Below are 19,232 nucleotides of genomic sequence, written 5' to 3'. Positions count from 1 at the left end.
GTGGGAGTTGCCGGGAAGGGCCGAGAGGTGGGAGGAGGAGTGAGGAGTCGTCAGGAGCCGTCGCCGTAGCGCCGGCGCACCCGGGACTTCAGGAGCTTGCCGGAGGCGGTGCGCGGGAGTGCGTCCGCGACCACCGCCGACTTGGGGATCTTGTACTTGGCGAGCCGGCCGGAGAGGCCGGCCAGCACCTCGTCGGGGTCGAGCGCGGCGCCCTCGCGGGGGACGACCACCGCGCGCGGCACCTCGCCCCACTCCTCGTCGGGCACGCCGATGACCGCGCACTCGACGATGTCGGGGTGGGCGAGGAGCAGGTCCTCGATCTCGGCGGGGTAGACGTTCTCCCCACCCGAGATGATCATGTCCTTGATGCGGTCGACGACGTAGACGTATCCGTCGTCGTCCACCCGGGCGGCGTCCCCGCTGCGGAACCAGCCGTCGGTGAAGGAGGCGGCCGTCTCCTCGGGCAGGCCCCAGTAGCCGGGCATGACGTGCGGTCCGCGCACGACGACCTCGCCGGTCTCCCCCGGCTCGACGGGCGCCAGGTCGGGCCGGACGACCCGGACGTCGCTGAAGAAGTGCGGCACGCCCGCCGAGCCCGCCTTGGCGACGGCGTGCTCGGCGTCCAGGAAGAGGGTCCCGGGGGCGGCCTCGGTCATGCCGTAGCCCTGGAGGAAGGTGAGGCCGCGGCGCTGGTAGGCCTCGATCAGCGGGGTGGGGACCGGGGAGCCGCCGCAGGTGAGGATGCGCAGGGAGGACAGGTCGGCGTCGGCCCAGCGCGGGTGGCGGGCGATCCGGTCGAACATGGTCGGCACGCCGAACATGAACGTGACGCGGTGCCGTTCGACGAGGTCGAAGGTGGTCTCCGGGTCGAACGCCTCGACCAGGACGCAGGTGCCGCCCTTCAGCAGCACCGGCAGCGTCAGCATGTTCAGGCCGGCCGTGTGGAACAGCGGCGCGGAGACCAGGGCGCGGTCGTCGGCGATCAGGTCGGTGTCGACGAGGACGTTGACGGCGTTCCAGATCAGGTTGCCGTGGGTGAGCATGGCGCCCTTGGGCCGGCCGGTCGTGCCCGAGGTGTACATGATGATGCAGGTGTCGTCGGCGCCGACGGGCTCGTCGATCGGCTCCTCGGCGGCCGACGCCAGCGCCGCCTCGTACTCGGCGCCGACCTCGAGGTACGTCCGTACGTCGGTGCTGCCGGGCAGTCCGGCGACCAGGCCGGTGTGCGAGGGGGCGTGGAGGAGGGCCTTGGCGCCGGAGTCGGCGAGCTGGTAGGCGATCTCGGGGCCGGTCAGACGGGTGTTGAGGGGGACGAAGACCGCGCCGAGCGTGCCGGCGGCGAACAGGGTCTCCAGGTAGGAGGGGTGGTTCGGGCCGAGGTAGGCGATGCGGTCGCCGCGGCGCACGCCCCGGGCGCGCAGGGCGTGGGCCAGCCGGGTGGTACGCGTGTGCAGGGTGCGGTAGTCGGTCGACCGCTCGCCGTGGACCAGGGCGGTGCGGTGGGGGGTCTTGCGGGCCCGGCGTGCGGGCCACGATCCCAGTCCCTCGTTGCGCATCGGTGACGCCCCTTACGGTGTGGTCAGCCCGAGCAGGCGGGCGGCGTTCTCCTTGAGGATCTTCGGCCTGACCTCGTCCTTGATCGTCAGCTTGGCGAAGTCGGCGAGCCAGCGGTCGGGGGTGAGGACGGGGAAGTCGGAGCCGAAGAGGACCTTGTCCTTCAGCAGGGTGTTGGCGTACTGCACGAGCTGCGGGGGGAAGTACTTCGGCGACCAGCCGGAGAGGTCGATGTGCACGCCGGGTTTGTGGGTGGCGACTGCGAGGGCCTCGTCCTGCCAGGGGAACGACGGGTGCGCCAGGATGATCTTCAGGTGCGGGAAGTCGGCGGCGACGTCGTCGACGTGCAGCGGGTTGGAGTACTTCAGCCGGATGCCGCCCCCGCCGGGCACGCCGGCGCCGATGCCGGTCTGGCCGGTGTGGAACAGGGCGATGGTGCCGGTCTCCTCGATCACCTCGTACAGGCCGTACGCCACCGACCGGTCGTCGGGGAAGAAGCCCTGGATGCTGGGGTGGAACTTGAAGCCCTTCACCCCGTACTCCTCCACCAGGCGCCGGGCCTGCTTCACGCCCGCCTTCCCCCGGAAGGGGTCGATGGAGGCGAAGGGGATGAGGACGTCGGCGTTGGCTGCGGCCGCCTCGGCGACCTCCTCGTTGGGGACGGGGGCCGTGCCGGTCGCGGACTCGGCGTCCACGGTGAAGATCACGGCGGCCATGTTCCGCTCGCGGTAGTAGGCGGCCGTCTCCTCGAGGCTCGGCTTCCGCTTGCCCTCGACCTTGAAGTAGGCGGAGGAGGCCTCGTGGAGGTCGTCGTCCAGGGAGGCGTGCCCCTTCGAGGAGACCTCCGCGTGGGTGTGGACGTCGATGGCGACCAGTTCGTCGACGTTCAGGGAGTGGGTCATCACGCCCCCGGAACCTTGGGCGCGGGGATGCCGACCGTCTGGAGTTCGGCGCCCACCGACGTGGGGAAGGCGTCGGCCAGCGTCTCGGGGGTCCAGCCGCCGTCGGCGTAGGCCGCGCGGATCTCCTGCGGGTGCGACCAGAGTGCCACCTTGTCGCCGCCGATGCCGATGGCCTGGCCCGTGATCCCGCGGGCGGCCTCGGAGGCCAGGAACGGCACCAGGGCGGCGCAGTCCTCGGGCGTGCCGAAGCCCTCGCCCTTGCGCAGGAAGTCCGGCAGCGGCTCGCCGTGGCGCATCGCCTCGACGTACGGCGCGAAGGCGGGGATGGTCTCGGTCATCGCGGTTGCGGCGACCGGGACGATGGCGTTGACGGTGATGCCGGCGCGCCCCAGCTCCATGGACCAGGTGCGGGCGAACGCGGCGATGCCGGCCTTGGCGGCGGCGTAGTTGGTCTGGCCGAAGTTGCCGCGCTGGCCGGCCGGGGAGCCGACCAGGATCAGCGTGCCGCCCTCGCCCTGCTCGCGCATCCGTACGGCGGCGGCGCGGGCGCAGGTGAAGGTGCCCTTGAGGTGAGTGGCGATCACGGCGTCGAAGTCGTCGTCGGTCATCTTCCACAGCACCTTGTCGCGCAGGATGCCGGCGTTGGTGACCAGGACGTCCAGCCGGCCGAACTCCTCGACGGCACGGTTCACGAGCCGGTCGGCGGCCTCGGCGGTGCCGACCGGGACCACCTCGGCGACGGCGGTGCCGCCCGCTTCGGTGATCGACTTCACGGCCTGCTCGGCGACCGCCTCGTCGACGTCGTTGACGACCACGGACGCGCCGTGCGCGGCCAGGGCGTGCGCGTAGGCGAGGCCGAGGCCCCGGCCGCTGCCGGTGACGACGGCGGCCTTGCCGGTGAGATCGATGCTGGGCACGGGTGAGTCCCTTCACGCGGTGACACGGGAGGTTCTGCTCTGCTCGGAGACGCGGGGTGCGGCTTCGAGATCGAAGCTAAGAGCAATAATTGTTGTCGTCAATAGTTGTTGTCTCCCCGCGGGTGGGCCATGCTGGACTGCGCACGACGCACCGCCCCGTCCGGGGCCCGACACCGGGGAGCCCGCCATCGCCCGCCAGCCCGACGCCGTGAACGCCGCACCGATCGACGCCGACGAGCCGTGGATGCGCGGGCTGCACGCGGACACCGGCTACCTGCTCTACCGCCTGGGCCTGCGCTCGGGTCAGCTGTTCAACACGTTCCTGCACGAGTCGGGGCTGCGCCTGCGCCACTACGCGGTGCTGCGGTTCCTGGCCGGCACCGAGGGCGCGCTCCAGCGCGAACTGAGCGCACGGCTCGGCTACGACCCGAGCGCCATCGTCGGCCTGGTGGACGACCTGGAGAAGCTGGGCCTCGCCGAGCGGCGCCCGGCCCCGGACGACCGCCGCAGCCGGATCGTCGTCCTCACCGAGGACGGGCGCGCCTTCCTGCGCGGCACCGACGAGGCGGGCCTGCGGGTCACCAACGACCTGCTGGCCGCGCTCGGCCCGGCCGAACGCGAGACGCTGCACGCCCTGCTGCTGCGCGTCGCGGAGGACGGCCTGGGCTGAGGGCGTGCCCACGATTGACGGGCGGGCGGCGGCTGCCTAACTTCACCGGAGACCGGGATCCGGCACCGTGACAAGTCCGGCACCGTGACAGTGAAGTCGAGGAACCCCTGGCCATGACCGCCCGCTCCGCGCCCGACCGGCTGCTGTCCGTGCTCGCCGCGTTCGACCACGCGCACCCGGCGCTGTCCCTCACCGACATCAGCCGACGGGCCGGGCTGAGCCTGACGACCGCCCACCGCCTGGTGACCGCCCTCACCGGCTGGGGCGCCCTGGAGCGGGACGGGTCCGGCGCCTACCACGTGGGGCTGCGCCTGTGGGAGGTCGCGGCACTCGCCCCGCGCGGCCTCGCCCTGCGCCAGGTCGCGCTCCCCTACCTGGAGGACCTGTACGAGGCCACGCACGAGAACGTGCAGCTGGCGGTGCGGGACGGCACCGAGGTCGTCTACACCGAGTGGCTCTCCGGCCGTGCGGCGGTCGGCGTCCGCATCCGCGTCGGCGCCCGTTGGCCGCTGCACGTCACCGGCGTCGGTCTCGTCCTGCTGGCGCACGGCGGACCGGACCTCCAGGAGGCCTACTGCGCGTCACCGCTGTGCGCCTACACCGGCCACACGATCACCGACCGGGCGCGACTGCGCCGGGTGCTGGCCGAGGTCCGGCGCTCCGGGGTGGCGGTGAGCAGCCGCCAGGTCACCGACGACGCCGTATCGGTGGCCGCCCCGGTGCGCGGCCCGGGCGGCGCGGTGACCGCCGCCGTGTCGGTGGTCGTGCCCTACGCGGACGCGCGGGTGCCGGTGCTGGTGCCGGCCGTGCGGCTCGCGGCGCGCGGGATCTCCCGCGCACTGGGCTGGCAGCCGGACCCGGCCGCCCCGTGACACCGGGCGACCGGGTCCGGGCGGGCCTCCGGCATCCCGCCCCGGCCGGCCCTCCGGCGGCCGGTCGTGGTCGGACCTCCGGCGGCCCGTCCCGGTCCACCCTCCGGCAGCCCGCCCCGGTCCACCCTCCGGCGGCCGCTCCTGCTCGACCCCCCGGCAGCCCCTCCCGGTCCACCCTCCGGCAGCCAGTCCTGCTCGACCCTCCGGCAGCCCCTCCCGATCGCCCCTCCGGCAGCCGTCCTCACCGGAATCTCAGATTCCTTACCGACGATTCAAAGGATTCACCCAGGAAGAAGTCGCATGATGCAGGCGCAAAGATGGACATCTGAGGAAGGCGTGTCGTGGGCGTCCCGCACATATCGAACCGGTCCGAGCAGCAGCCGGGGAGGTGGTCGCGGCGTGGTGTGCTGGCCGCGCTCGGTGCCGTACCGGCCGTCGCGCTCGCCGGCTGCGGCACGGCGTCGGCGGGCACCCCCGGGACGACGGCCGGATCGCGGGCGTCCCAGGTGACCCAGCAGACGGCGGCGCAGACGGAGGCGGCCCGGGCGACGGCCACCCCGACCGCACAGGTCTCCGCCGCGCGGCCCCCGGTGATCTCGGTCTCCCCCGCGGACGGCACGAAGAAGGCAGCCTTCACCAGCCCGGTGGAGGTGACCGTGACGGACGGCACCCTCACCTCCGTGACGGTGACCGGCAACGACGGCTCCACCCTGACGGGCTCCTACGACGACACCCGCACCCGGTGGACGTCGGCCCGCAACCCCTCCTCGGGCACCAAGTACACGGTCACCGCGCAGGCGGACGGCGCCGAGGCGCAGACGACGACCTTCAAGACCAAGTCGCCCGGCGCCACCTTCATCGGCGCCTTCACCCCCGAGGCGGGCTCCACCTCCGGCGTAGGCATGCCGGTCTCGGTCAACTTCACGCACGCCGTGACGGACAAGGCGGCCGTGCAGAAGGCGATCACGGTGACCGCCTCCCCGGCCGTCGAGGTCGTGGGCCACTGGTTCAGCGACACCCGGCTGGACTTCCGCCCGGAGACGTACTGGGCGGCCGGCACGACCGTCACGCTCTCCCTGCGGCTGAAGGACGTCGAGGGCGCGAGCGGCGTCTACGGCACCCAGTCGAAGGACGTCACGTTCCACATCGGCCGCGAGCAGATCAGCACGGTGGACCTCGCCGCGAAGGAGATGGTGGTGCGGCGGGGCGGCGCGACCGTCGCCACCTATCCCGTCAGCGGCGGTGACGCCGAGCACCCCACCTGGTCCGGGATCATGGTGATCAGCGAGCGGTTCCGGGAGACCCGGATGGAGTCCTCCACGATCGGCCTCGGCGACGAGTACGACATCGAGGACGTGCCGCACGCCCAGCGCCTGACCTCCTCCGGCACCTTCATCCACGGCAACTACTGGGCGTCGGCCTCGGTGTTCGGCGGCGAGAACACCAGCCACGGCTGCATCGGCCTGCGGGACGCGCAGGGCGCGGCCGACGGCTCCGTGGCCGGCTACGCGTTCTACGAGAGCTCGATGCTCGGCGACGTGGTGGTCGTCGAGAACTCGACCAGGTCCACCGTCGATCCGGGCAACGGCCTCAACGGCTGGAACATGTCCTGGGCCGACTGGAAGGCGGGCAGCGCGCTCTAGACCCGTCGTGACCTTCCCGTCCACGCCGGCGGGCGAGGACGGGAAGGTGGCAGCGGGACCTAGGGCCTGTCGTTCGGATCATGCCGCGGACGCGGGGTCTGGCACGCACGTCTGCGGCGTTGTCGTCGGTTGCCGACTCCCCCACGCTCGGCTGCGCTCGCGCGGGAGGGACCCCCATCGCGTCGACGCCCTCCTCCGCCTTGCAGCCGCACGCACCAGACCCCGCTCGCCCGATTGACACGGCACCGTCGGCGTCCCGCGACCTGATCCGAACGACAGGCCCTAGAAGTCGTCGGCGCCGTTGCGCAGTTCGGGCGTCCAGTAGCCGGTGAGGGCCGCCGCCGGGTCGACGGCGATGCCCTCGCTGCCGGGCGCGGTGACGGCGATGACGGTGGAGTCGCCGTCGAGCTGGACGGAGAACGCCGAGACGGGCTCGTTCTCCTCGTCGGTGCCGCCGTCCGAGAGCTTCACCAGGGCGTAGGCCGGTTCGCCCGCCTGGAGGACGACCGGCGCGGCCGGCTTGCTCTTGGCCACCTCCGGGACGTCCTGCTTGTGGCTCTCCAGGAACTGGATGTGCGGGAAGCCCGTCAGCCGGCAGGAGCCGCCGGAGGTGTTCTTCGCCGTCAGGACGATGTGGGTGTAGGGCGGGCCGTCCTGGAGGGCGGCGGTGACGGCGACGTCGCCCGCGGTGCAGACCGGGGTGCTGGTGGAGGCCTGTGCGTCGGTCGTGCCGGAGCCGCTCGCGCCGGTGGACCCCTCGGCGTCGGAGGACCCGTCGGATTCCGCCGAGCCGGCCGCGGCCGTGGAGCCGGTCGCCTGTCCCTGAGCCGCCCCGGCTGCCGCCGAAGCAGTCGCCCCCGACGCCGACGCGGCGTCCGTGTCGTCCTGGCAGGCGGTCAGGGACAGCGCGAGGACTGCCGTGCCCGCGGCGGCGAGCAGGGCGGAGCGGTGACGCAGTGCGTTCATGGAGATGGTTCCCTGTCAGTGGTGCGGGGCCGCGGCGTGCTGCCGTCGGCCGTCTGTCGAGCTGCCGCCGTTCCTCGGTTCGCGGCCGCCCTTGCCCGGACGATGACCGGGCGCCGGCGTGTAAACGAACGTGCGGACGGGGTGGAGACGCGCGTCGGAGTGCGCGCCGTCGTTCATCGGCCGGCAGGCCACGCGGCTGCACGCCGTCGGCGTTCCCGTAGGGCAGAGAACCGCTCCGTGGTGCTGTTCATGTGAGATCCCCCGTGTGACGGCCAGCGGTCCGCGCGGACGCGGACCACATGGGGCGGGAGCGCATCGGTCCGTCCCTCGCCCGCCTTCAGTCGATCACGCCCCGGGTCGGCGGCCCAGGCGGTTCAACCGGCAGAAGTACCGTCGGCCATACTTCTGCCGGGGCTCGCGTGCGGACGGGTCCGGGGATCGGGGACATCGACTGTGTGGAGTGGCACACCCGCCACGGGGGACTTCGGGCAGCAGCTGCGCGCCCTGCGGACGCGCGCCGGACTCAGCCAGGAGGCGCTGGCCCACGTCTGCGGCGTGAGCGTGCGCGCGTTGGCGGACATGGAACGGGGGCGGACCCGCGGACCGCAGCGCCGCACCGTGCAGGCACTGGCCGAAGGGCTCGGACTGGACGACGCCACCGCCGAACGGCTGGAGAAGGCCGCCGCCCTGGGCCGTCCTCGGACAGCCTCAGGACCGGCCTCCGCACCGGCCTCCGGACCGGCCTCCGCACCGGCCTCCGCACCGGCCGTCCACACCGCCTTGGCCCTGCCGCGCGACATCCATGACTTCACGGCCCGCGGCACCGCCCTCGCCCGCCTCCTGGACCTGGCCGAACACGCCGGCCCCACCCGTGCGGTCGTGAACGTGGTCGCGGGCCAGCCGGGTCTCGGCAAGACCGCGTTCGCGGTGCACGCCGCGCACCGGCTCGCGCCGCGCTTCCCGGACGGGCAGTACGCCCTCGACCTGCACGGCATGGATCCCGAGCCGACCACACCGCGCGACGCGCTCGCCAGGCTGCTGCGGGCGTCGGGCGTCGCCGACGCCGCGATCCCGGCCGACACGGACGACCGGGCCGGCCTGTGGCGGTCCGTGGCCGGTGACCGGCGGGTGCTGCTGCTCCTGGACAACGCCGCCGACGAGTCCCAGGTCCGTCCCCTGCTGCCCGGCGACGGCCCGTCGCTGACGATCGTCACCAGCAGGAACGCCCTGCCGGGCCTGGAATCGGTGCACCGGACCGACCTGGCCCTGCTGCGGCGCGAGGAAGCGGTCGAACTCCTCACCCGCATCGTCGGCCCGGAACGGGTCCGGGCGGAGGCCCAGGCCGCCCGCGACCTGGCCGACCTGTGCGCACACCTGCCGCTGGCCGTCCGGATCGCGGGCCAGCGACTCCTGAGCAGGCCGCACGAGCGCCTCGGCAAGCTCGTCGCCCGGCTCACCGCCGAGGGGCGGCGCCTGGACGGCCTCGAGGCCGGGGACCTACGGGTGCGCGCCGCCTTCGCGCTGTCGTACCGTCAGCTGCCGCCGCGGACACGGACCTTCCTGCGCCGCGCCTCGCTGGCCGCCGGACCCGACTTCAGCCCCGAGACCGTGGCACTCCTGGCCGGCCTGCCCCACGCCGACGCGGTCGCCTGCGCCGAGGAACTGACCGACGCCGGGCTGTTGCAGAGCGACCCCGTCGCCGAACGCCACCGGTTCCACGACCTGCTCAAGCTGTACGCCGCCGAGCTGACGGAAGCCGAGGACGGCCCGTCGGAGCGGGAGGCCGCGCTGGACCGGGCCGCCCGGTGGATGCTGCGCCGGGCCACCGCCGCCGCCCTCCGCTTCGATGCCGAGCACCACCAGGACGCCCCGCACGGCGACCCGGACCCCGCCGGAGCGCCCGTCGGCCGGGAGGAGGCGCGGGCCTGGCTGGAGGCCGAGCGTTTCCAGTGGCTCGCCGCGCTGCGTCGTGCTCACGACGCCGGTGACCACCGGCAGGTCGTGGACACGGCGGAGGCGATGCACTGGTTCTCCGACCTCAACCAGCACTGGGAGCTGTGGGTGGAGGTGTTCCGGCGCTCCGCCGACGCGGCCCGCGCCCTGGGCAGCACACGGGAGGAGGCGGTCCACCTGAACTACCTCGCCTGGGCCTACAACCTCTGCGTCCAGGATTCCCACGCCGCCCTGACGACCGCCGACGCCGCGCTCGTGGCGGCCCGTGCCGGCGAGGACGAACTCCAGGTGGGCTGGGCGCTCGGCTACGGCGCCGGCGCCCTGCACCGGCTGGGCAGGGCGGAGGAATCCCATGCGCGCCTGCGCGAGGCCGCCCGCTGCTTCGGCGCGCAGTCCTCCCCGCAGGCCCGGCTGGCCGAGCTCACGGTCCTCAACTCCCTCGGCACCTACCTGCGCCAGGCCGGCCGGGCGGACGAGGCGCTGGACATCCACCGCCGCAGTGCGCGGCTCTGCGAGGCCGGCACCTCGGGGCTGCCCGACGAGCTGGCCGCGATGTACCAGGCCGTCGCCCACCAGCAGATCGGGAACGACCTGGCGGCCCTGGGCCGATGGCACGAGGCGGAGGCGCCGCTGCGCCGGGCCCTGGCGCACTTCGAGGCCGCGCAGAGCCCGACCTGGACCGAACCGGCCCGGCTCGACCTGGGCCGTGTGCTGAGCGCGCTGCGTCATCCGGAGGCCCGCCGGACACTGCTCGCGGCCCGGGACGCCCTCGCCGCGCTGAGGAGTCCGCTCCAGGGCGACGCCGCCGCCGCACTGCTGGCACTCGACGAACTGACCACCGGCCGGCCCGGCTAGGGCGCCTCTGACGGATCTCCGCGCCGTCGCGACGCCCGGCCGATTCGCCCCCATTCACGGAGTGAACTCACTGACGGGCAACGGACTTTCCCTGTTTCACCTCTTGACGGCCGGAGTGCCCGGGAGCACATTGGGGGCCACTTTGAGAGCGCTCTCAGACGGTCCCCGGAGCGCTGCCCGAAGCCCCCGCACACCCCACTCCGTACCCGAGAGGCACACCCATGAGTGACACCTCCGGCACCCCCCGCAGACGACGGCGCCCGCTCCGGCGGGCGCTCGTCGCCGCCGTCGGCACGCTCGCCCTCGCGGCGGCCGCGGCCACGGTCGCCTCCCCGTCCGCGAACGCCTCCGCGCCCACACCCCCCTCGGGCTGGACGCAGGTCTTCCTGGACGACTTCGACGGCGCCGCGGGCACCGGCGTCGACACCGCCGACTGGCAGTACGCCACCGGCACCTCGTACCCGGGAGGCCCCGCCAACTGGGGCACCGGCGAGGTCGAGACGATGACGAACAGCACGGGCAACGTCTCGCTCGACGGCAACGGCAACCTGCGCATCACGCCGCTGCGCGACTCCGCCGGCAACTGGACCTCGGGCCGTATCGAGACCAACCGCACCGACTTCCAGCCCCCGTCCGGCGGCAAGCTGCGCGTGGAGGCCCGGTTGCAGATGCCGAACGTCACCGGCACGGCGGCCGAGGGCTACTGGCCGGCGTTCTGGATGCTGGGCGCCCCCTACCGCGGCAACTACCAGAACTGGCCGTCCGTCGGTGAACTGGACATCATGGAGAACGTCCAGGGCCTGAACCAGGTGTGGTCGACGATCCACTGCGGCACCAGCCCGGGCGGCCCGTGCAACGAGACCAGCGGCATCGGCAACACCACCGCGTGTCCGAACACCACCTGCCAGTCCGGCTTCCACACGTACACGCTGGAGTGGGACCGCTCGGTGACCCCCGAGGCGATCCGCTTCTCCGTCGACGGCGTGACCTTCCACACCGTCACCGCGAACCAGGTCGACGCCACGACCTGGAACAACGCCACCGACCACGGCTTCTTCATCATCCTGAACGTGGCGATGGGCGGCGGCTTCCCCGACGCCTTCGGCGGTGGCCTCGACGCCGACACCCGCTCCGGCGTCCCCATGGTGGTGGACTACGTACAGGTGCTCCAGGCCTCGGGCGACGGCGGCGGCACCACGCCTCCCCCGACCGGCGGCCGTGACGCCTACGCCGCCATCCAGGCCGAGTCCTACGACGGCCAGTCCGGCGTGAGCACCGAGACCACCACCGACACCGGCGGCGGGCAGAACATCGGCTCCCTGGCCAACGGCGACTGGGCGCTCTTCCAGGGCGTGGACTTCGGCTCCACGGCGGCCACCCAGTTCTACGGCCGGGTCGCGAGCGGCGCGGCGGCCGGCGTGAGCGGGCTGGTCGAGGTACGCCTGGACAGCCGGAGCAACGCGCCCGTCGGCAGCTTCGCGGTGGCCTCCACGGGCGGCTGGCAGTCGTGGCGGACCGTCCCGGCGAACATCACCTCGGTCACCGGCACCCACGACGTCTACCTGACCTTCACCAGCGGTCAGCCGTCGGACTTCGTCAACGTGAACTGGTTCGACTTCGGCCACTGAGAGCACGGCGGCCGGCGGGACCGCGGCGGCCGCGGAGGGACCGGCCCGGCGGCGTTCAGCGCAGTTCCGCGCGGAACGCCGCCGGAGTCGTGTCCGTGTGCTGGTGGAAGAACTTGGAGAAGTTCGCCGGGTCGGGGAAGCCCACCGCCGCGCCGACCCGGCCGATCGGCAGTTCGGTGTGGGCCAGCAGCCGCTTCGCCTCCAGGACGACCCGCTTGTCGATGAAGCCCTTGGGCGTCTCGCCGGTCGCGGCACGGACCGCCCGCACCAGGGTGCGGCGGGAGTAGCCGAGCGCGTCGGCGTAGGCGCTGACGCTGTGGTTGGTGGCGAAGCCGCGCTCCACGGCGTCCCGGAACAGGGTGAAGGTGGTGTCCGCCCGGCGGCGGGCCGCCTCCGCGGAGCTGGCCGCCAGATGCGCCAGGCGCAGCAGGAACGCGGTCAGGGAGTGCCGCAGCACCGCGGTGTGCAGGCTCAGGGGCAGGGTGGAGTCGTCCTCGTACTCGCGTCGCAGTTGGGCGAGGGCCGCGCGCAGGCCGTCCCACTGGGCCGCGTCGGGGTGGAGCAGGGGCGCCAGGTCGTAGCGGTACAGGCCGGTGGCCTCGACCGTGGCGCGGGGCAGGAAGCCGGGTTGCATGGTGAGGACGGTTCCGCGGTACTCGCTCGACTTCGAGAGGCGGTGGACCTGACCCGGGCGGATCCACAGCACGTCACCCGCCGCCGCCTCGTACTCGGTGAAGTCGACCATGTGACGGACGGGACCGTCGGTGAAGAGCAGTACGACGTGGAAGTCGATCCGGTGCACCCGGTCCAGGGGCACGTCGGCGTGCCAGGTGCGGCCGGTGCCCATCGGGCCGACCTGCATGCCCACCCCGCCGACGCTGCGGTCGACCGGGAAGGGGAAGGTCCTGATCCCGCCGCCGGCCCCACCGCCGATCCCACCGCCGTCCTGGACCGTTGTGTCCGCCATGTCCGTCCCGTGCCACCTCGTCCGCGCCCCGGACCCACCGGGGTGTCCCACTTTCACCACAGCCTGACACACAGGGACCTTCCGTCGAAAAAGTCAGACTTTTACTTTTGAACGCGTCAGACCAGCAGCTTCGCTCGGACCGAGGACTTCTTGAAGATGAGCACGCAGACACCGGACAGCTTCGAATGGACCGAACTCGACCGGCGTGCCGTCGACACCGCGCGCCTGCTGGCCGCGGATGCCGTGCAGAAGGTGGGCAACGGCCACCCCGGCACCGCCATGAGCCTGGCGCCCGCCGCGTACACGATCTTTCAGAAGGTGATGCGGCACGATCCGGCGGACCCCGAGTGGACGGGACGTGACCGCTTCGTCCTCTCCCCGGGCCACACCTCGCTGACCCTCTACACCCAGCTCTACCTGGCCGGCTACGAGCTGGAGCTGGACGACCTCAAGGCGTTCCGCACGCACGGGTCGAAGACGCCCGGTCACCCCGAGTACGGGCACACGGCCGGCGTCGAGACCACCACCGGCCCGCTGGGCCAGGGCCTGGCCAACGCCGTCGGCATGGCGATGGCCGCCCGCTACGAGCGCGGCCTGTTCGACCCGGACGCCGCCGAGGGCGAGTCGCCCTTCGACCACACCGTCTGGGCGATCGTCTCCGACGGCGACCTCCAGGAGGGCGTCTCCGCCGAGGCCTCCTCCCTCGCCGGCCACCAGCGGCTCGGCAACCTCGTCCTCCTCTACGACGACAACCACATCTCCATCGAGGGCGACACCGCGACCGCCTTCTCCGAGGACGTCCTGAAGCGGTACGAGGCCTACGGGTGGCACACCCAGCGCATCGAGCCCGCGGAGAACGGCGACATCGACGTCCACGCCCTGTACACGGCGCTGGAGGCGGCGCGGGCGGAGACCGGGCGGCCCTCCATCATCGGCATGCGCACGATCATCGCCTGGCCGGCCCCGAACGCGCGGAACACCGAGGCCTCCCACGGCTCGGCGCTCGGCGAGGAGGAGGTCGCCGCCACCAAGCGCGTCCTCGGCTTCGCCCCGGAGCGGACCTTCGAGGTCGCCGACGAGGTCCTCGCCCACACCCGGGCCGCCCTCGACCGGGGCGCCGAGGCGCACGCCGCCTGGGACAAGCGGGTCGCCGCCTGGCGCGACGCCCACCCGCAGCGGGCGGAGCTGTTCGACCGGGTCGTCGCGGGCCGGCTCCCGGAGGGCTGGGAGGAGAAGCTGCCGGTCTTCGAGCCCGGCAAGCCGGTCGCCACCCGCGCCGCCTCCGGAAAGGTGCTCCAGGCGCTCGGCGCGGTGATCCCCGAGCTGTGGGGCGGCTCCGCCGACCTCGCGGGCTCGAACAACACCACGATCGACAAGACGTCGTCGTTCCTCCCGGCCGGCAACCCGCTGCCCGAGGCGGACCCCTACGGCCGTACCGTCCACTTCGGCATCCGCGAGTTCGCGATGGCCGCGGAGATGAACGGCATCGCCCTGCACGGCAACACGCGCGTCTACGGCGGCACCTTCCTCGTCTTCTCCGACTACATGCGCAACGCGGTCCGCATGTCCGCGCTGATGCAGCTGCCGGTGACCTACGTGTGGACCCACGACTCCATCGGCCTGGGCGAGGACGGCCCCACCCACCAGCCCGTCGAACACCTCGCCTCCCTGCGCGCCGTCCCCGGCCTGAACGTGGTCCGCCCGGCCGACGCCAACGAGACCGCGATCGCCTGGGCCGAGATCCTCCGGCGCCACTCCACCAAGCCCGCCCCGCACGGCCTCGCCCTCACCCGGCAGGGCGTGCCGACCTACGCGCCGAACGAGGACACGGCACGCGGCGGTTACGTCCTGGCCGAGTCCTCGACGGCCACCCCGGACGTCGTCCTGATCGCCACCGGCTCCGAGGTGCGGCTCGCCGTCGCGGCCCGTGAGCTGCTGGAGGCCGAGGGGATCGGCACCCGGGTGGTGTCGATGCCGTCCGTGGAGTGGTTCGAGGAGCAGCCGGCCGCCTACCGCGACAGCGTCCTGCCGCCGTCCGTGAAGGCCCGCGTCGCCGTCGAGGCGGGCATCGCCCTGACGTGGTACCGATTCGTGGGGGACGCGGGCCGCATCGTCTCCCTGGAGCACTTCGGCGCCTCCGCCGACGCCGGGACCCTGTTCGCCGAGTACGGCTTCACCGCCGAGAACGTCGCCGCAGCAGCCACGGCTGTATTCAATTCAACTACCGAGCCGGCCGCCGCGCGTGGTTGATCCGATCGCCAGAAAGAAGATGATCATTGTGACCGAAGCATCCGCCTCCGCGGGAGCACTCAAGCGCCTCTCCGACGAAGGCGTGTCGATCTGGCTGGACGACCTGTCGCGCAAGCGGATCACGTCCGGCAACCTCGCCGCACTCGTCGCCGGCCGGCACGTCGTGGGCGTCACCACCAACCCGTCCATCTTCCAGGCCGCCATCGGCTCCGGAGAGGGCTACGAGGAGCAGCTCGCCGAGCTGGCGGAGCGGGGCGTCACCGTCGACGAGGCCGTACGGATGATGACGACCGCCGACGTACGCGCGGCCGCCGACGTCCTGCGTCCGGTGCACGACGCCACCGGCGGCCGGGACGGCCGGGTCTCCATCGAGGTCGACCCCCGCCTCGCCCACCGCACGGCGGCCACGATCGCCGAGGCCAAGCAGCTCGCCTGGCTCGTCGACCGCCCCAACGTCATGATCAAGATCCCGGCGACGAAGGCCGGCCTCCCGGCGATCACCGAGGTCGTCGGGCTGGGCATCAGCGTCAACGTCACGCTGATCTTCTCGCTGGAGCGCTACCGCGAGGTCATGGACGCCTACCTGGCCGGTCTGGAGAAGGCGCAGGCGGCGGGCCGGGACCTGTCGGCGATCCACTCCGTCGCCTCCTTCTTCGTCTCCCGCGTCGACGCCGAGATCGACAAGCGTCTGACGGTCCTCGGCACCGACGCGGCCCTGGCGCTGAAGGGCCGGGCGGCGCTCGCCAACGCCCGCCTCGCCTACGCGGCGTACGAGGAGGTCTTCGCGGGCGACCGCTGGACGGCCCTCGCCGGAGCCAGGGCCAACAAGCAGCGTCCGCTGTGGGCGTCCACCGGGGTGAAGGACCCGGCGTACAAGGACACGCTGTACGTGGACGACCTGGTCGCCCCCGGCACCGTGAACACCATGCCGGAGGCCACCCTCGACGCCGTCGCCGACCACGGCGCGATCACCGGCGACACGGTGACGGGCGGCTACGCCCAGGCCCGCGCCGACCTCGCCGCGGTGGAGAAGCTCGGCATCTCCTACGACGAGGTGGTCACCCGGTTGGAGGACGAGGGTGTCGCCAAGTTCGAGGCCGCGTGGCAGGACCTTCTGGACGCGGTCACGAAGTCGCTGAACAGCAAGGGAGTTGACGCGGAATGAGCACGGCACCCACCGCCGGTACCTGGGTGAACCCACTGCGGGATCCCCGCGACCGGCGCCTGCCCCGGATCGCCGGACCGTCCGGGCTCGTCATCTTCGGCGTGACCGGCGACCTGTCCCGCAAGAAGCTGATGCCGGCCGTCTACGACCTCGCCAACCGGGGTCTGCTGCCGCCGGGCTTCTCGCTCGTCGGATTCGCCCGCCGCGACTGGGCGGACCAGGACTTCGCGCAGGTCGTCCATGACGCGGTGCGCGAGCACGCGCGGACGCCGTTCCGCGAGGAGGTCTGGCAGCAGCTCGCCGAGGGCATGCGGTTCATCCCCGGCGACTTTGACGACGACACCGCGTTCAAGCAGCTGCGCGACGCGGTCGAGGAGCTGAACGCCTCGCGCGGCACCGGCGGCAACTTCGCCTTCTACCTGTCCGTGCCGCCGAAGTTCTTCCCGAAGGTCGTCGAGCAGCTGAAGAAGCACGGCCTGGCCAACGCGCCCGAGGGCTCGTGGCGGCGGGCGGTCATCGAGAAGCCGTTCGGCCACGACCTGGCGAGCGCCCGGGAGCTGAACGCGATCGTGCACGACGTGTTCGAGCCCGACCAGGTGTTCCGCATCGACCACTACCTGGGCAAGGAGACCGTCCAGAACATCCTGGCGCTGCGCTTCGCCAACCAGATGTTCGAGCCGATCTGGAACCGCTCGTACGTCGACCACGTGCAGATCACGATGGCCGAGGACATCGGCATCGGCGGCCGCGCGGGCTACTACGACGGCATCGGTTCGGCCCGTGACGTCATCCAGAACCACCTGCTCCAGCTGATGGCGCTCACCGCGATGGAGGAGCCCGCCTCCTTCGACGCGGACTCGCTGCTCACCGAGAAGCTGAAGGTCCTCAAGGCCGTGAAGCTCCCGGAGGACCTCGGCGAGCACACCGTGCGGGCGCAGTACGTGGGCGCCTGGCAGGGCGGCGAGAAGGTGCGCGGCTACCTGGAGGAGGACGGCATCGACCCCGCCTCCACGACGGACACGTACGCGGCCGTCCGGCTGAACGTCGACAACCGCCGCTGGGCGGGCGTCCCGTTCTACCTGCGCACCGGCAAGCGCCTGGGCCGCCGCGTCACCGAGATCGCGGTCGTCTTCCAGCGGGCGCCGCACTCCCCGTTCGACACGACGGCCACCGAGGAACTCGGCCAGAACGCCATCGTCATCCGCGTCCAGCCCGACGAGGGCGTCACCGTCCGCTTCGGCTCCAAGGTGCCGGGCACCTCGATGGAGATCCGGGACGTGACGATGGACTTCGCGTACGGCGAGTCCTTCACGGAGTCCAGCCCCGAGGCGTACGAACGCCTCATCCTGGACGTGCTGCTCGGTGACGCCAACCTGTTCCCGCGCCACCAGGAGGTGGAGGAGTCCTGGAGGATCCTCGACCCGATCGAGGACCACTGGGCCACGCACGGCAGGCCGGCCACGTACCCGGCGGGCAGCTGGGGCCCCGAGGAAGCCGACGAGATGCTCGCACGAGACGGACGGAGCTGGCGCAGGCCATGAAGATCGACCTGACCGACACCACGGCAAGCAAGATCAACAAGGCGCTGGTGCAGGGCCGCCGCGCCATCGGCACACCGGCCGTGGGCATGGTCCTGACGATGGTCATCGTCACGGACGAGGAGAACGCCTACGACGCCTACAAGGCCGCCGAGCAGGCCTCGCACGAGCACCCCTCGCGCACCCTGGTCGTCATCAAGCGGCACGCCCGCACCCCGCGGGAGCGCACGCAGTCGCGGCTGGACGCCGAGGTGCGGGTGGGCTCCGAGGCCGGCACCGGCGAGACGGTCATCCTGCGGACCTACGGCGAGGTGTCCGACCACGCCGACTCCGTCGTCCTGCCGCTGCTGCTGCCGGACGCGCCGGTCGTCGTGTGGTGGCCGGTGGACGCGCCCGAGAACCCCGCCAAGGACCCGCTCGGCGCGCTGGCCCAGCGCCGGATCACCGACATGTACGCCGTGGAGCGGCCGCTGGCCGCGCTGGAGGCCCGGCGGCAGTCCTACGCGCCCGGCGACACCGACCTCGCGTGGACCCGGCTGACGCCCTGGCGCTCGATGCTGGCGGCGGCCCTGGACCAGGCGCGGCTGCCGATCACCTCGGGGGCCGTCGAGAGCGAGGCCGAGAACCCGAGCGCGGAGCTGCTCGCCCGCTGGCTGGAGGCGCGGCTGGGCGTCCCCGTCGAGCGGGTCGAGACGGCGGGCCCGGTCGTCACCGCCGTACGGCTCGGCACCGACAACGGCGAGATCGTCATCGACCGCCCCGAGGGCCCGCTGGCCACGCTGACCCTGCCCGGCCAGCCCCCGCGCACCCTCGCGCTGAAGATCCGCTCGACCTCCGAACTGATCGCGGAGGAGCTCAGGCGCCTCGACGCGGACGAGATGTACGCCGTCGCCCTGCGCGGCGAGGGCACCAAGGAGAACGGCTGAGATGTCCGACACCCCCCGGCTCACCCGCCGGCCCGAGTGGACCGCCCTGGCGGACCACCGCGCCCAGGGGCTGCCGCACCTGCGCGAACTGTTCGCCGCCGACCCCGGGCGCGCGGAACGCTACGTCGTGCGCGTCGGTGACCTGCGCATCGACTACTCCAAGAACCTGATCACCGACGAGACCCTCGCCCTGCTGCGGGAACTCGCCGCCGCGACCGGTGTGTTCGGCCTGCGGGACGCCATGTTCCGCGGGGAGCGGATCAACACCACCGAGCGGCGGGCGGTGCTGCACACCGCGCTGCGGGCCCCGCGGGACGCGGTGGTCGAGGTCGACGGGGAGAACGTGGTCCCCGCGGTGCACGCGGTGCTGGACAAGATGGCGGACTTCGCCGGCCGGGTCCGCTCGGGTGCCTGGACCGGGCACAC

14 protein-coding genes and 1 pseudogene are annotated in these 19,232 nt (G+C 72.7%); 10 read left to right on the top strand and 5 right to left on the bottom strand.

The genetic code is table 11. From position 1 onward, the window contains the following. Positions 1 to 50: 50 nt before the first annotated feature. The 3 genes from menE to ACFYWQ_RS33195 are packed head-to-tail and all read right to left on the bottom strand — an operon-like array spanning position 51 to position 3,373. Positions 51 to 1,556, bottom strand: a complete 1,506-nt coding sequence (gene menE, locus ACFYWQ_RS33205; protein ID WP_389521656.1) for an o-succinylbenzoate--CoA ligase — start codon at positions 1,554 to 1,556, stop codon at positions 51 to 53. Between the two features lie 12 nt (positions 1,557 to 1,568). Then, positions 1,569 to 2,444, bottom strand: a complete 876-nt coding sequence (locus ACFYWQ_RS33200; RefSeq protein WP_389522022.1) for an amidohydrolase family protein — start codon at positions 2,442 to 2,444, stop codon at positions 1,569 to 1,571. Positions 2,445 to 2,455: 11 nt separating this feature from the next. Continuing rightward, on the bottom strand, positions 2,456 to 3,373 hold the full coding sequence (locus ACFYWQ_RS33195; RefSeq protein WP_389521654.1) for an SDR family NAD(P)-dependent oxidoreductase: 918 nt from the start codon (positions 3,371 to 3,373) through the stop codon (positions 2,456 to 2,458). Between the two features lie 244 nt (positions 3,374 to 3,617). Here ACFYWQ_RS33195 and ACFYWQ_RS33190 point away from each other — a divergent pair, with 244 nt between their 5' ends. From ACFYWQ_RS33190 to ACFYWQ_RS33180, 3 genes are all read left to right on the top strand, one after another. Further along, positions 3,618 to 4,043, top strand: a complete 426-nt coding sequence (locus ACFYWQ_RS33190; protein WP_389522021.1) for a MarR family winged helix-turn-helix transcriptional regulator — start codon at positions 3,618 to 3,620, stop codon at positions 4,041 to 4,043. A 113-nt stretch (positions 4,044 to 4,156) separates the two neighbouring features. Continuing rightward, entirely contained in the window at positions 4,157 to 4,915 is a 759-nt protein-coding gene (locus ACFYWQ_RS33185; RefSeq protein ID WP_389521652.1) for an IclR family transcriptional regulator, read from the top strand. A gap of 341 nt (positions 4,916 to 5,256) precedes the next feature. Beyond that, positions 5,257 to 6,558 carry an Ig-like domain-containing protein gene (locus ACFYWQ_RS33180; protein WP_389521650.1) on the top strand — a complete coding sequence of 434 codons (1,302 nt, stop codon included), beginning with the start codon at positions 5,257 to 5,259 and terminating at the stop codon, positions 6,556 to 6,558. Between the two features lie 282 nt (positions 6,559 to 6,840). Here ACFYWQ_RS33180 and ACFYWQ_RS33175 read toward each other — a convergent pair whose 3' ends face one another. Next, the gene (locus tag ACFYWQ_RS33175; RefSeq protein WP_389521648.1) at positions 6,841 to 7,524 is read right to left on the bottom strand and encodes a DUF4232 domain-containing protein; all 684 of its coding nucleotides are present in this window, start codon (positions 7,522 to 7,524) and stop codon (positions 6,841 to 6,843) included. A gap of 453 nt (positions 7,525 to 7,977) precedes the next feature. On the opposite strand from ACFYWQ_RS33175, the gene ACFYWQ_RS33170 reads away from it, so the two are divergent. Both ACFYWQ_RS33170 and ACFYWQ_RS33165 read left to right on the top strand, forming a co-directional pair. Next, the gene (locus tag ACFYWQ_RS33170) at positions 7,978 to 10,332 is read left to right on the top strand and encodes an ATP-binding protein (RefSeq protein WP_389521646.1); all 2,355 of its coding nucleotides are present in this window, start codon (positions 7,978 to 7,980) and stop codon (positions 10,330 to 10,332) included. A gap of 221 nt (positions 10,333 to 10,553) precedes the next feature. Beyond that, positions 10,554 to 11,960 carry a glycoside hydrolase family 16 protein gene (locus ACFYWQ_RS33165; protein ID WP_389521645.1) on the top strand — a complete coding sequence of 469 codons (1,407 nt, stop codon included), beginning with the start codon at positions 10,554 to 10,556 and terminating at the stop codon, positions 11,958 to 11,960. Positions 11,961 to 12,015: 55 nt separating this feature from the next. On the opposite strand, the gene ACFYWQ_RS33160 is transcribed toward ACFYWQ_RS33165, so the two are convergent. After that, positions 12,016 to 12,927 (bottom strand): helix-turn-helix domain-containing protein, encoded by a 912-nt coding sequence (locus tag ACFYWQ_RS33160; protein WP_389521643.1) that lies wholly within the window; start codon positions 12,925 to 12,927, stop codon positions 12,016 to 12,018. Positions 12,928 to 13,083: 156 nt separating this feature from the next. Here ACFYWQ_RS33160 and tkt point away from each other — a divergent pair, with 156 nt between their 5' ends. The 5 genes and pseudogenes from tkt to ACFYWQ_RS33135 all read left to right on the top strand — a co-directional run. Further along, positions 13,084 to 15,177 (top strand): transketolase, encoded by a 2,094-nt coding sequence (gene tkt / locus ACFYWQ_RS33155; protein WP_389521641.1) that lies wholly within the window; start codon positions 13,084 to 13,086, stop codon positions 15,175 to 15,177. A 19-nt stretch (positions 15,178 to 15,196) separates the two neighbouring features. Beyond that, positions 15,197 to 16,342 (top strand): transaldolase, encoded by a 1,146-nt coding sequence (tal, locus tag ACFYWQ_RS33150; RefSeq protein WP_389521640.1) that lies wholly within the window; start codon positions 15,197 to 15,199, stop codon positions 16,340 to 16,342. Continuing rightward, positions 16,339 to 17,883, top strand: coding sequence for a glucose-6-phosphate dehydrogenase (zwf, locus tag ACFYWQ_RS33145; protein WP_389521638.1), 1,545 nt, complete (start codon positions 16,339 to 16,341; stop codon positions 17,881 to 17,883). Before tal ends, zwf begins: the two co-directional genes overlap by 4 nt. Further along, positions 17,880 to 18,806 carry a glucose-6-phosphate dehydrogenase assembly protein OpcA gene (gene opcA, locus ACFYWQ_RS33140; RefSeq protein WP_389521636.1) on the top strand — a complete coding sequence of 309 codons (927 nt, stop codon included), beginning with the start codon at positions 17,880 to 17,882 and terminating at the stop codon, positions 18,804 to 18,806. Before zwf ends, opcA begins: the two co-directional genes overlap by 4 nt. 1 nt (position 18,807) lies before the next feature. After that, a pseudogene (locus ACFYWQ_RS33135) lies at positions 18,808 to 19,232 on the top strand (glucose-6-phosphate isomerase); the annotation flags it as partial.

Source organism: Streptomyces sp. NPDC003247 (genome assembly GCF_042888135.1).
GTDB lineage: Bacteria > Actinomycetota > Actinomycetes > Streptomycetales > Streptomycetaceae > Streptomyces.
This window is presented reverse-complemented; position numbering and strand designations above follow the sequence as displayed.